15 protein-coding genes are annotated in these 12,339 nt (G+C 66.5%); 8 read left to right on the forward strand and 7 right to left on the reverse strand.

Features of this window, described 5'->3' with window-relative positions; translation table 11 throughout:
• Positions 1–418 precede the first annotated feature (418 nt).
• The 5 genes from D7Y21_RS36065 (at position 419) to D7Y21_RS36085 (ending at position 4,186) form a co-directional block, all read left to right on the forward strand.
• Positions 419–1,210, forward strand: a complete 792-nt coding sequence (locus tag D7Y21_RS36065; protein ID WP_120561438.1) for a hypothetical protein — start codon at positions 419–421, stop codon at positions 1,208–1,210.
• Between the two features lie 333 nt (positions 1,211–1,543).
• A complete protein-coding gene (locus D7Y21_RS42030) occupies positions 1,544–1,714 on the forward strand; it encodes a hypothetical protein (protein ID WP_158627403.1) in 171 nt (56 codons plus the stop codon).
• A 162-nt stretch (positions 1,715–1,876) separates the two neighbouring features.
• On the forward strand, positions 1,877–2,602 hold the full coding sequence (locus D7Y21_RS41610) for a hypothetical protein (RefSeq protein WP_147469470.1): 726 nt from the start codon (positions 1,877–1,879) through the stop codon (positions 2,600–2,602).
• Positions 2,603–2,649: 47 nt separating this feature from the next.
• Positions 2,650–3,219 carry a transposase gene (locus tag D7Y21_RS43170; protein WP_370039764.1) on the forward strand — a complete coding sequence of 190 codons (570 nt, stop codon included), beginning with the start codon at positions 2,650–2,652 and terminating at the stop codon, positions 3,217–3,219.
• A 505-nt stretch (positions 3,220–3,724) separates the two neighbouring features.
• Positions 3,725–4,186: a nucleoside deaminase gene (locus tag D7Y21_RS36085; protein ID WP_121718101.1), complete on the forward strand. Its 462-nt coding sequence runs from the start codon at positions 3,725–3,727 to the stop codon at positions 4,184–4,186.
• A 29-nt stretch (positions 4,187–4,215) separates the two neighbouring features.
• Here D7Y21_RS36085 and D7Y21_RS36090 read toward each other — a convergent pair whose 3' ends face one another.
• The 5 genes from D7Y21_RS36090 to D7Y21_RS42040 form a co-directional block, all read right to left on the reverse strand.
• Entirely contained in the window at positions 4,216–5,919 is a 1,704-nt protein-coding gene (locus D7Y21_RS36090; RefSeq protein ID WP_121718102.1) for a DUF6178 family protein, read from the reverse strand.
• A gap of 163 nt (positions 5,920–6,082) precedes the next feature.
• Positions 6,083–6,250: a hypothetical protein gene (locus D7Y21_RS42035; RefSeq protein ID WP_158619191.1), complete on the reverse strand. Its 168-nt coding sequence runs from the start codon at positions 6,248–6,250 to the stop codon at positions 6,083–6,085.
• Between the two features lie 34 nt (positions 6,251–6,284).
• Positions 6,285–6,848, reverse strand: a complete 564-nt coding sequence (locus tag D7Y21_RS36095; protein ID WP_121718103.1) for an alpha/beta hydrolase — start codon at positions 6,846–6,848, stop codon at positions 6,285–6,287.
• Between the two features lie 107 nt (positions 6,849–6,955).
• Entirely contained in the window at positions 6,956–7,297 is a 342-nt protein-coding gene (locus D7Y21_RS36100) for a zinc ribbon domain-containing protein YjdM (RefSeq protein WP_121718104.1), read from the reverse strand.
• An 82-nt stretch (positions 7,298–7,379) separates the two neighbouring features.
• Positions 7,380–7,745 (reverse strand): hypothetical protein, encoded by a 366-nt coding sequence (locus D7Y21_RS42040; RefSeq protein ID WP_158619190.1) that lies wholly within the window; start codon positions 7,743–7,745, stop codon positions 7,380–7,382.
• A gap of 156 nt (positions 7,746–7,901) precedes the next feature.
• Here D7Y21_RS42040 and D7Y21_RS36115 point away from each other — a divergent pair, with 156 nt between their 5' ends.
• Entirely contained in the window at positions 7,902–8,993 is a 1,092-nt protein-coding gene (locus D7Y21_RS36115; RefSeq protein ID WP_233612417.1) for a leucine-rich repeat domain-containing protein, read from the forward strand.
• Between the two features lie 103 nt (positions 8,994–9,096).
• On the opposite strand, the gene D7Y21_RS36120 is transcribed toward D7Y21_RS36115, so the two are convergent.
• Complete coding sequence (locus D7Y21_RS36120) at positions 9,097–10,101, reverse strand: hypothetical protein (RefSeq protein ID WP_233612418.1); 1,005 nt, start codon at positions 10,099–10,101, stop codon at positions 9,097–9,099.
• Positions 10,102–10,273: 172 nt separating this feature from the next.
• On the opposite strand from D7Y21_RS36120, the gene D7Y21_RS36125 reads away from it, so the two are divergent.
• Positions 10,274–10,627 (forward strand): hypothetical protein, encoded by a 354-nt coding sequence (locus D7Y21_RS36125; protein ID WP_121718106.1) that lies wholly within the window; start codon positions 10,274–10,276, stop codon positions 10,625–10,627.
• Positions 10,628–10,680: 53 nt separating this feature from the next.
• Here the strand turns inward: D7Y21_RS36125 and D7Y21_RS36130 are convergent, their stop codons facing one another.
• Complete coding sequence (locus D7Y21_RS36130) at positions 10,681–10,941, reverse strand: hypothetical protein (RefSeq protein ID WP_121718107.1); 261 nt, start codon at positions 10,939–10,941, stop codon at positions 10,681–10,683.
• A 152-nt stretch (positions 10,942–11,093) separates the two neighbouring features.
• Here D7Y21_RS36130 and D7Y21_RS36135 point away from each other — a divergent pair, with 152 nt between their 5' ends.
• Positions 11,094–12,107: a medium chain dehydrogenase/reductase family protein gene (locus D7Y21_RS36135; protein ID WP_121718108.1), complete on the forward strand. Its 1,014-nt coding sequence runs from the start codon at positions 11,094–11,096 to the stop codon at positions 12,105–12,107.
• Positions 12,108–12,339 lie beyond the last annotated feature (232 nt).

A 12,339-nucleotide genomic window follows, 5' to 3' on the forward strand; every position in this document is an offset into this window, starting at 1 on the left:
AACTGCTCTGGGTGCGCACCTTCTCCACCGTGGAGGCACTCCGACAGGCGCTGCTGGAGTGGGCCCACCGGTACAACGAGCACTGGCTGCTGGAGCGCCACCATTTCCGCTCGCCGAGTCAGGCCCGACGAGCGCTGATGCAGTCGAAGCAGGCGGCCTGATTACAACCAACCTGGTGTCTCAACAATTCGGTGCGGTACAGTCCCTCCTCTACGCTTGTCAAGAATCACAGACATTCCGTGTCAGCTTCATACCCCAGGTGTCCGGGCTGTTCCCCAGGTCATCGGTGGACCCTACCTGCGGAGTGGACACGCACAACCCGTGAATACCAGTAGTGGTGCCCCCCAAGCTATCGACTACAATTCCGCCTGAAATCAGCTGCGCGGATTCAATGCCCGTCGGCTGTCAGGGGTGCGTGATGAGCACGGTCTTCATCTGGAACAACAACGAAGTCACATTCGGGAGGAGCTACCCCGGGCACGCGTCCCTGAACATCGACGGCACCTGGCCGCAAACGTATGCGACCAATCACGAGCACCGACACGTGAGTTGGTTCCCCGGCAATAACCAGTCGCACTCGGGCCATGATCAGGCCGATCCCAAGCTCAACGTCCTGCAAGACCTCGTCGCCGAGGGCTACGCGCCGGACCACATCATCCGCATTCCGTCGAACGGGATCCAGGAGCCGGCGATGCGCGCCGCGTGGGACGAGATCCGCAACAAGGCGGTCGTTTGGGGCAACGTCGCCATTAACGGAGCGAACGTGGCGTACCGCCAGAACAACTCCGGTGCGAGCTATCGCTTCCTCGTCAAGAATTGCAGCGTGATCGTCCAGCGCGTGCTGAAGGCGGCGAACTTCAGATCCAGCAACTGGGACTTCGTGCGCATGCACTCCGCGATCTGGACGCCGCTCAACGTCAAGCGCATGGCGCTCTGCTTCACCGGCGCGCACACGATCACCTGGGCGCACTTCGTTGGCGAGCTGCGGATCGCGAACACGCTCACGCAGCTCGAGCACGATACGCTCGTCAACTTCCAGCGCCGGCACGACCGCCATGGGAGCTCGGGGGCGCCGGCTCGGAACCAGTCCAATCACCCCACGTTCGTACGGCCGCACTGGTGGGGGAACCACCAGAGCGCGGCCGGCAACGCGGCCATCGTGAATTACATCCAGCATATCGGAGACAACCCGCGTGCCGGCGGGCACTGACGCGGCCTGCGAAGCGGGCCCCTGCACAGGGGTCACTCCAGCTGACATGGTGGCGCGCCCCGTCATCCGCAAATGTCGTCGCGGGACTCGCGGTAGATGACTCAAGAAGCGTGCTTCGAGTCCTCGATGGTGCCCTCCAGGTTTCGGCGGGCCTCCTCCAGCTTCCTCAACTCCGCGTCCTCCCAGCCATCCTTGGAGACATTGGAGCAGGCGGAGGAGCGCGGGTGGGAATACCCGTGGAGGCAGATGCACCGGGACGTCTCTGTTCTTTCAGCATCCGGTGCAATAGAGGCTGCTGACAGGGCCCCGTTCCACCTGGAGTCGGAGGCTCTGATGATCAGCATCTTCAAAGATAGCGTCGGCAGACTCCGCAATGGCTGGTGGCTCCTCATCTTCTTTTTCACTCTGGGTGCCCTGGTCGTACCAGCGACTGTTTACGCTTCCTCATTGGGAGACTCCGTCAGCCCATCCCTCCAGGCGTTATTGGCAGTCATCGCCACCTGATCCTGGCTCTGCCCGCGGCGCTGATGTGGCGCAGATGTGCGCCCCCATCCGATGCGGAAAGGGCCGAAGTCGGAGGCCTCGGGGTCCCCCAAAAATGAAACCGGGCTGGGAACTCTCGCGCAGGGGTGGCCACGGGCACATGATGTTCCCTGGAGGTCACACGTGAGGCGCAGGTGGCGACAAAGGGCGTTCGTGCAGGTGGTGATGGCGGTGCTGGCGGCAGGTTGCGGCGCATCGAATGGTTCAAAGCCCCCGGATGAGCCTCCCCGCGACTGCGTTCCCTCCGGCGGTGCCACGGGCGCCCCTGGAACCATCGAGGAGGCGGTGGCGCTCATCAACTCCCTGCCCCGCCCCACTTCCGTGGCCTGTCTCGTGGAGAGTCTGGACCGGCCCCTGCGGCTGAGTGCCACGGAGAGCGACTTCAGCGCGCAACCCGCGCATGGCCGGCGCAGCCCTCGCATCTTCCTGTTTTCGGGCCCCCTTATCCTCTCGGTCGTCCCCGACGGCCCGGGAGCGGAGGTCGTCGAGTTCAGCCAGCTCGACGCCTCCGGCCGCTCCATCAAGGGAGAACTGGCCTTCCCCATCGAAGCAGACGTGCCCCCCGAGGCGCCCTACACGAAGGTCATGTTCCAGTCCGACCTCACCGTCTGCGCGTTCTGTCACGCGGACGAGAAGCCCGCATATCGCGTGGGTAACGCGTGGGCCTACTCCTCCCAGGCGCTTCGCCCGGTGAGCTCCTCGCTCGTCCCGCTCGAAGAGCTCCGGCGAGAAGCCTCCACCTGCGACGCCTCCGTCGAACCCGAGCGCTGCCGACTCCTTCAGGAGCTCTTCGAGCACGGCATGCCACGCGCTCACGCCTTTCCCTCGTCACTCCCGACCTTCCCCTGATTCGTACCCCAAAAGCAGCCCGGTGCGCCTTCCTGGAAGGCTTCTCCCTGCATTCCAATACGCACCCCCATGCCAACGACAGGCAGGGGCTGGAGCGGCTGTGCCGCCATGGGGCGCGTGGCGCGCTGGCGCTGGAGCGACTGTCGCGGATGGAGGATGGCCGCCTCGCGTACCGGATGAAGCATCCGCTGCCCGACGGCACTACGCGCCTCTTCTTCACCGGGCTGGAGCTCCTCCGTCGTCTGGCGTCGCTGGTGCCTCCGCCTCGGACAAACCTCACAAGGTTCCACGGCATCTTCGCTCCAGGCGCGAAAGTGCGGCCATTTCTGCTCCCTCAAGCGGGGGCGGAGCCGGGGCTGGAGGAGGAGAGCCCGGCCCAGGCTGCGACGGTGGAGTCGACGATGGAGCGCACGCCGCGATTGGATTGGGCGGGACTGCTGCGCCGGACGTTCGCGCTGGATGTCTTCGCCTGCTCTCGGTGTGGAGGCCGTAGGAGGGTGCTGGCATACCTGACGGCCCCCGGTGGGGGGCGCGCCATTCTGGAACACCTGGCATTGCCCTCGCGGCCTGCGAAGCTGGCCCTGGCACAGGGTCCACCCCAGAGCGTGTGGTGTTGAGCTCAAGCGCCCACAGTGACCTGGAAGCCCACGCCCTTGCGGCCTGCCGCCTGGCTGGGCCGCTTGGGCCGGCATGTGCCCCGAGGGGCGGTACGGCCTCTGCTCCGGCCCGGCGCACAGCCCGCGCGTCACCCTCCAGCCGCCCTTCTTGACCCCTCTTCACCAGCCCGCCGCCCTCAACAGGGCTCCTATCCGTCCTATACTTCCACACCGCCCGCCATGCTCCAGCCGCAAAGCAAGACGCCAGCCCAGGTGGAACAAAGACTTCTCAACACGTCTTTCATCGAAGAATCCCCCACTTCGAGTGGAGTTGGATTCCTATCATACGAATGTCTCGACAAAGAACTCCTGGTCCGACCATTTGGAATTCAACTAAAATTCATTCTGGCATTTCGCATGAAATGGCAGGGGATTAGAGCACCTCGGCAGGAGATGAAGCCGTGTCCCTGGCGAACATTTAGAGGGTTACGATTGCCAAGATGCTCGCCGCCGCTGGAGGTCGCTGATGGAGCCGTCCCCCGAAGAGTTCATGCGCGAGGCCATCGCCCTGGCCCGCACCAACGTCGAGTCTGGTGGCCGTCCATTCGGGGCCGTGCTCGTGCGCGACGGTCGGGTGATCACGCGCGCGGTCAACGAGGTCAATCAAACGAAGGATCCCACCGCCCACGCCGAGCTTCTGGCCATTCGCAATGCGAGCAAGAGCCTCGGTAGCGCCAGCCTGAGCGGCTGCATCATCTACGCCAGCGGTCATCCCTGTCCGATGTGTCTGGCCGCCATGCACCTGTGCGGTATCCAGGGCGCCTATTTCGCTTACTCCAACGAGGAGGGCGAAGCCTTCGGCCTCTCCACGGCGCAGATCTACGCGCAGTTGGCCCGCGGGCCCCAAGCCCAGTCCCTCCCCTTGCGGCCTCTACGCCCGGCGGACGAGCGTGGACTGTACGACGAGTGGAAGCGCCATCGGGAGTGACTGGCGGGAGCATCGCTCGGGCGGCCCCGTCAGCGGCCCTTCGGTGGAACCGGAGGCGCGGCCACTCCCGCCTTCTTCGCGGGCGCGCCGATGCCCTGGACGAACGCCTGCACCGCCTGGATCTGCTGCTGCGTGAAGATGAACCGCGAGTCTCCCTTGTCCATCTCCTTGGAGCCGCCCGAGATGGCGCGCGTCAGGTAGGGGTACTCGCTGAGGAGCCCCTTCACCGCGAGGATGACCTGGCGGTCCAGCACGTTGCCCAGGCCTTCCAGCCGGCTTCGGGACTGGCAGGGCTTGCCCGCGTTGACGTCCGCCTTCAGCGTGGCGGCCATGCGGGTCAGCTCCTTGGACTTCCGCACGTCGCGCAGGCCCTCCCCCATCCGGGCCAGCGTCTCCTGGAGGGTGCGCGCCGTGAACATCTGCACGTCGCGGTGCAGGAGGCTCCAGCCCACCTGGAACAGCTTCACCAGTTCCTGGCGCTCCAGCAGGCCCGCGGCGTCGTCGACGGTGGGGACGCCGGGCCGGTCGCCAGCGGCGTCGCGCAACAGCCGCTCCATGCCCAGGTTGCAGACCGCCACCGCCGCGTCCGCCGCCTCCAACGGACGGAACGCCCGGCCCGCGTAGACGCACCCGGAGATGAGGACGTTGGCCAGGTAGCCGAGCTCCCGCAGCCGGTCCATGTAGGCCTTGGGCTCGCGGTCGCGCACGGCGAGGACGGCCAGCTTGAACAGCGGCTCGGAGTGCGCCGCCCGCGGCTCCCCGGCGGCGAGGAGCGGGGGCTGCGCCGGCGCCTCCAGCACCTCCGCCTCGCGCAACTCCTGGAGGAACTTCTCCACCTTCCGCGATGGCGCGCCCCGCGGCAGGGCCTGCGCGGGCCCCTTCTTCGCGGACTCCCTGGCGGCGCGATCCAGTGACTTGAAGTAGGACTGGGTGATGGGGTCCGCGTCGCGTGAGGCGATGAGTTCCTCCGTGGGGGTGACGCGCGCGAGGTTGAGGAAGCTGGCCGCCGACGAGGGCGCCACGTAGCCCTCCGCCTCGCGCCGGTCCTCGCGGTCCGCCGCGACGTCCGACTCCAGCATCTCCTCGCTGTTGAGGACGTTGTAGAGGCCGCCGTTGTCGTCGATGTACTCCGTGGAGATGTAGCAGCAGCGGTCCAGCATCCGCATCAGGAAGTCATGGTGGTTCTTGTCCAGTTCCACCAGGACCGCGATGAGCGAATCCCAGCCCTGATGGTCCCTGGCGATGATCTGGTATTCGGAGAACTCCTCATACAGACAGCTCTCGAGCGCCTTGTCCGTCAGGCCATCGTCGTCCGAACGGCTGCTTCCAGATATCCGCTCGGCCAGCGCGTCGATGTTGATGACCAGCACATGCTTGCAGACGGCCAGGGTGACCAGGTCCTCGTCCAGCTCCGCCAGCTTCCGCGCCGCGAACTCCGCCCCCGCCTCCATCATCACCTGGAGCCAGAGACCGAAGCGCTCCGCGTCGAAGGTCGGGTCCTTGCCAGGCTTCGCGCTTCGCCAGAGGTCCTCGTCGAAAATCTTCTTGAGCTGCTCGGTCGTCGCCAGCGCGACGATCTCCCCGGAGTCCTCCAGGCCGATGTGGTCGATGAGCTTGGAGAGCACGGGGGCTTCCAACCCCTGCACGATGCCGACCAGCTCTGGCTCCTCCAGGATGCGCGTCAGGAATTGCCGCGAACGGCTGTTCGAAGAGGCCGACAAGGCTTTCGTCATGACATCTCCCCAGGCAATGCGCCTGCATCACGGAGCTTCGCCAGACGAATCCTAGAACGATCCAGTCAAGGACCCCCATCTTTCCTTGGCGTTCTGTCGCCCCCCAGGAGCCGTTTCCACCAGGCCTGCCTCCCCGGTTTCAGGAAGCAGGCCTGCTTCTGGGTTACAGCGCGTAGCGCACGCGGAAGCCGTGGATCAGCACACTGTCGTTGATGGCCGACTTGACCGCGAAGCCGAAGTTCACGCGCGTGGGCAACCGGATCTTCTTCCGGGCGTACTCCGGCGTCTCGGGTGACGCGTTGTGGGCCGTGCCCGCCAACGTGACCTGCACCCCGCTCAAGCCCAGCGCGGAGTGACAGCGCCGGTCAGCGCAAGGCCAGGCGACAATGCACGTCTTCCTGGGGAAGCGTTCCGTTCTCCAGGAAGGCGTTGAACACGTCGTCTACGCAGGAAGTGCCCTGGCCGTAGGCATAGTGTCCTCCGGCCTCGACGCCGACCCACGCCGCGCGGGAGCCCAAGGCCTTGCGCATGCCCAGCCCGGACTCCCACGGCGTCGCGTTGTCGCGGCGATTCTGCAGGAGGAGGATGTTCCGGGGGCCCTGGTCGGAGACCGGGACGGGCGGCTCCATCGGGGTCATCCAGAACGCGCAGGGCCAGATGTTCGCTGGCATTCCGGCGGTGAGCGGATGGGCGGCCCGGTCCACGGCGGTGGTCATCCGGTAGTGCTCGATGTCCGTCGGCCAGTTCACGTCACCACAGGTGAGCGAGAGGAAGACAGCGGTCTGGTTGTCCCCGGGAACGCCTGCCTCCGTTGGCTCCTGCGCGAAGAGCTGCTGGAGCGCGGCCCCTTCGCCGTCGCCCTCGTCGGAACTGCCGCACCCCACCGCCAGCATGGAGAGAAGAACCAGGAAACACGTCGCCGTCTTCATATCGTCCTCACGAAAGTCCACAGGGAAAACTGGCCCTATGGGGAGGAGACACGCCGGACGGCGGCGTTGCAGAGAGTCGACAGCCACATCGGAAGGAGCCCGGCTCCTTACGCCTTCTTCACGAACTCCGACTTGAGCCCCATCGCCCCGATTCCATCGATCTTGCAGTCGATGTCGTGGTCGCCGTCAACGAGGCGGATGTTCCGGACCTTGGTGCCGACCTTGACCACCGTCGACGAGCCCTTGACCTTCAAGTCCTTGATGACGGTGACGCTGTCGCCGTCCTGCAGCAGGTTGCCGTAGGCGTCGCGCACCTCGCGCTTATCCTCCCCCGGCTCGACGGCAGCGGCTGTCGCCCACTCATGCGCGCACTCCGGGCAGACGTAGATGCTGCCGTCTTCGTACGTGTAGGCGGAGTTGCACTTCGGGCAGGGGGGCAATGTGCTCATGTCGGTTCCAGAGTAGGGAAGCACGGAGGCATATACACGAGCGGCAAGCCGCGGGGCTCCCATTCCATCCCCCGCCCTCATCTCAGGGAGGTGCGGCCTTCGCGCTCGCGGGTTCGCGGAACGGCGTCACCCCCTCGGCGGAGAGGCTGAAGAACTCGAAGGTATGCGGCTTGGCCCCTTCGCCATCCACCTCCCGGATCCGGGCGCGCATCTTCGCGCGCGCCTTCGCGTTGCCCTCCGGGAAGATGACGAGCGACTCGCGATGGGGAATCGACACCAGCAGCTTCGTGTCCTTCAACGCACGGGCAGCAAAGGTGTGAAGCCGTGGCAGCACGAGGCAGGTGGCAATCAGCCAGGCTCCGGAGAGGGTGATAGCGGGGGCGGAGCCGGGGCTGGAGGAGGAGAGCCCGGCCCAGGCTGCGACGGTGGAGTCGACGATGGAGCGCACGCCGCGATTGGATTGGGCGGGACTGCTGCGCCGGACGTTCGCGCTGGATGTCCTCGCCTGCCCCATCGTGCGTCGCGCCGCGGTTCCTCCTGGGCTCCTGAGGGATCCTCACTGCGCTTCCATGGTGTGATGGCTCCCGGAAGGGAGCACCGGGACATGGTGGAGAAGCAGGACTGGGGGAGGGATGCCTCCGCGCAAGAAGTGTGGGCCCACGTGGAGGCGGCGGGGACGCCCGGATGGCGACACGAGCTGGCCTCCTGGTGGCGGGGAGTCTCCGAGAAGGGCGTCCTCTTCCACGAGGGAGACCTGGAGGCCGACTCGCTCGTCATCGGCCCCCGGCCGCTCGTTGTCTCTGGCAGCATCCGGCTGAAGGGCCTGCTCGAGGACGGCCACGCGGCGGACCACACCCTCCTGGTGGTGCTGGGAGATTTGGAAGTGGAGAACGTGGCGACGTTCTCCGCCATGTTCATCGCGGGCAACGCCCGGATCCGGGGGCTGCTCTTCGGCGACTCATATGGGGATGACGTCTTCTGTGTCGGCGGTGGGCTGAAGGCGCGCGCCCTCGTCGAGCAGCACCACCACCTCTGGGTGTTGGGCCCGCTGGACGTGGACGCGCTCGTGGGCGACAAACTCACCGCGACGGAGAAGCCCCGCAGGAGGCTGGAGCCGCACGAGGCGCTCCTGCCGGGGGCCTTCACCGTGGAGGACGAGGACGAGGGCGACGTCACCGACTCGACGGTGGACCGGAAGGGGCTCCTCACGATGCTGCGAGCGGGGAATCCTCTGCTGGCGGACACCCGGCTTGGCCCCGTGGAGAAGGCCATCGCCGCCGTGAAGGAGCAGGCAGCGCGGGGCGAGAAGGCGACGCGACTGGGGCTCGCGCAGAAGAAGCTGAAGGCCATCCCCGAGGAGGTTTTCTCCCTCACCGGGCTGGAGAGCCTCAACCTGGATACCAACGACATCGCGGAGATTTCCCCGCGCATTGGCGAGCTGCAGGCACTGAAGAACCTCAGCCTGGAGAGCCTGCCGCTGACGACGCTTCCGGTGGAGCTCTGCCGCCTCCCCGCGCTGAAGAAGTTGAGCCTCCGCTACTGCAACAACCTCACCCGGCTCCCAGACGCGTTCGGCGAGCTGGAGGCACTGGAGGAGCTGTATCTGGACGCGATGGCGCTGGAGGGCTTCCCCGAGGTGCTGACGCGGTTGCCTCGGCTGAAGAAGCTCTGGTTCTGGCGCTTCTTCAAGATGTGAAGTTGCCCCGGTTCCGCAGAGCGTTCCGCGCTTTCGCCCTCAAGCGGCAGCGCGGTGCTCCTTCTCGTAACCAGCGGGTGACTCGGAGTCCACCGCGGGCCCGCTACAGCAGCCCGTCCAGCCAGGTGAGCTGCGCGTCAATCGTCTCTGAAATGGCGAGCGGCTGATCCGACGTGCTCGGGTCGGTGTACGGATTGCCAATCTCCTTGTGCTGCCACTTCACCCAGGTCTGCTTGTACCAGCCCCAGTCCAGGTGGGTGCCCGTCGAGGGAGGCGTGGCGCCCGCGTACCCGGAGAAGGCTCGGATGCCGGTGGCTGGCGCGACCTCCTGGCCCCCCACCACCTGATACAGGTGCAGCCGCGCGCGGCGGGGGAACTGGGAGGACAGGTTGGTGGCCCACGCGCCGTAGAACGTGCCCCAGGGGCGCACGGGGTTGTTCACCTTGGTGTCGAACGTGCCCAGCTCGCCCTGGCTGTTCCTGCACACGCCATCCAGCGACGACACGTAGACGGTGATGCCATCCAGCGCCGTGTTGGCACGGAGCGCCTGGGCAATTCGCATCACCAGACACCCGCCGCGGGAGCTCCCCGCCAGGTAGATGGACCGCGTCTCGGGTCGGACCTGGGCCTGGAGCCAGTGGACGAACCCGTTGACGATGCGCTGCTTCGTGTCGCTGTCGAACAGGTGGTCGAAGTTGTTGTCGTTGACCACGGACAGGTGCGTCCTCCCCGCCGGAAACCAGCCCAGGGCATTGAGCTTCATGGCCAGGGAGCGGCCATCCAGGACCACGTTGGCGCAGGAGACGCCGTCGCAGGACGCGTCCCAGTTGGAGGACTGGCCTGTCACGCCGCTGGAGTGCCCGCTGCTCGAGATCTTCTGCCCGGCGGTCATGAAGACGATGGCCTCGCGCACGCTCGGGGCATCCACCTGGGCGATGCGGATGGCGTGCAGTGTGCTGTCGGAGGCACCGGCCGCGCGGAACTGCTCGAAGCCCGGCGCCGCCTGGTAGTCACCGGAGGCGTTCTTGTAGACGACGCGCCGTGACACCACCGTCCGGCTGCTCCCGTTGGGATAGGCCAGTGCCTGGGATTGTGAGTCCAGGGTCACCTGGGGCTCTCCGGGCAAGTCCTCCGGCCCTGGCGGAGCACAGCCCGTGAGAGTGCCAACCAGCGCCAGGGCAACGCCTGCCCAGAGGGAGATGCGACGAGGGATACCCGAAGTGTGGACCATGGACTGCTCCTGGATTCTGGAGGGAGCCGCGCGGAGCGCAGCGGGGGGCATGTCAGACCAGAACCCGACCGTCAGCGAGTTGTTCGCCGCCGAAAGGTGGTCCTGTGCGACGTATGCCTCCCTCCATGCGGACGCAGGTGTGCAGTCGCGGATCCACGCGCCGAGCCGGAGCTGGGAGGCGGCGGCGCCAGACACCGGGTCGGTGTCTGACGCGGAGCTCTCCGTTGACGACAGGAACTTCGGCCGCGAAGCCACGCTGCTCGCCCAACGCCAGCAGGTGCATCAGCGTGCCCGCGCACGTCATCCCGAGCGCTGGAGCCGTGACACCCGCGACTGGACGCCCGCAGGTCTCGTTCGCCTCGACCCCTCACCGGAAGTGCAGGAGTTGAAGCACATCGGCTGAACCCTCTCACGCGGCAACTACCTTGACGCTCACCGGAAGGTTCTGTTGCTCTTCTACAAGATGACGATCTTGTCGTACGTCACATCCGCACCGGGATTGATTCCCATGCTCAATGGGGTGCCATTGCGGTCCCGGGGCTCGACGAGCGCCTTGCCCAGGGTGATGTTGTTCAGGTCTCCACCGACACTGACGTAGTCACAGTTGTCGATCTTCCTGACGCCGCCGGTGTTGTCGAGCAGGCGCTGGTAGTCGACCTTGTACTTCTTGAAGAGCGCTTCCAGGAGTTGGAGCCTGGTGGGGATGTCTGTGTTCATCCCGAAGATGGCATTCGCAGCAGTGGGTTCCTCGCCAGCCCCCTTGTCCCGAGAAGCACCGATGGACGCCCAGTACCCCGGGCCGATGGCAGGTGGCCGGACGATGGGAAACGTCGTGGCGAGCTGTCCCCACCGAGGAAAGGACGGTCGCGATGAAGCGTGTCGTCGTCGATCACTTTGGCGGGCCCGAGGTCGTGAAGGTGGTGGAGGAAGACCCTCCGCGACCAGGTCCGGGCGAGGCCCGCGTCAGGGTTCTTGCCGCAGGCGTCTCATTCACCGATGCCCAGCTGCGTGCCGGCACGTATCTGGGCGGGCCGAAGCCGCCATTCACCCCCGGCTACGAGCTCGTCGGCATCGTCGATGAGCTCGGACCGGGCTGCTCGAGGCTGCGCGTGGGAGACCGTGTCGGCGCGTTGACGGTGTGGGGCGCCGACGCGGAGCGCGTCTGCGTGCCGGAGAAGTACGCGGTCGAGGTGCCCGAGGACGTCGACCCGGCCAAGGTCGTGAGCCTTCTCTTCTCGTACATGACCGCCTACCAGGTGCTTCACCGCTCGGCGAAGGTGAAGCGCGGGGAGTCGGTGCTCGTGCACGGCGCGGCTGGCAGGGTGGGCACCGCGCTCCTCGAGCTCGGGGCGCTGGCCGGCCTTCGTCTCTATGGCACCGCCTCCGCCCGCAACCGCGCCGCGGTCGAGCGGCTGGGCGCGGTGGCCATCGACTACCGCAATGAGGACTTCCTGGCTCGGGTGCGAGAGCTGACCGGCAGCGGCGTGGACGCCGTGCTCGACGGCATCGGAGGCGTGGTGTCGCTGCGCTCCTTCCGCGCCCTGCGTCCCGGCGGCAGGCTCGTCGTGTTCGGCCGCTATGCCACGCTCGCGCATGGGCGCAAGAACTGGCGAGCGGTGTTCGAGTGGTACGCGGCGACCGTTGGCGTCGCGCTCTGGGGCCTGCTCTCGCCTCGCCGGCGGGTGCTCGCCTACCGGATCCAGAAGCTGCGCATCCACCACCAGGATTGGTTCCGGGAGGACTTCCGCACGCTGATTGAGCTGCTGCGCCGTGGTGAAATCCACCCGGTCGTGGCCGAGCGCCTGCCACTGTCCGACGCGCGTCATGCCCACGAAATGCTCGAGCGCTCAGCGGCAATGGGAAAGCTCGTGCTCGAGCCATAGGCCATTGGCCTTGCGCACACCCGCCGGCCAGGTCGACGGCCATCCAGATGCCGGAGGGTGCGAAGCACTGCTTGGCCACCGGCTCCCACGTCCAGTTGGAGCTATACTTATACTTACGCACCTGATGGGAGCGCGGCCTGGGCAGTCGTGTGCCCCAAGGGGTTCAAGCGGCCTGTCCACCGGCCGGGAGCATCGCTCGGGCGGCCCCGTCAGCGGCCCTCCTCGGCCCCTC

Source organism: Corallococcus sp. AB045 (assembly GCF_003668895.1).
Taxonomy (GTDB): Bacteria; Myxococcota; Myxococcia; order Myxococcales; family Myxococcaceae; genus Corallococcus; species Corallococcus coralloides.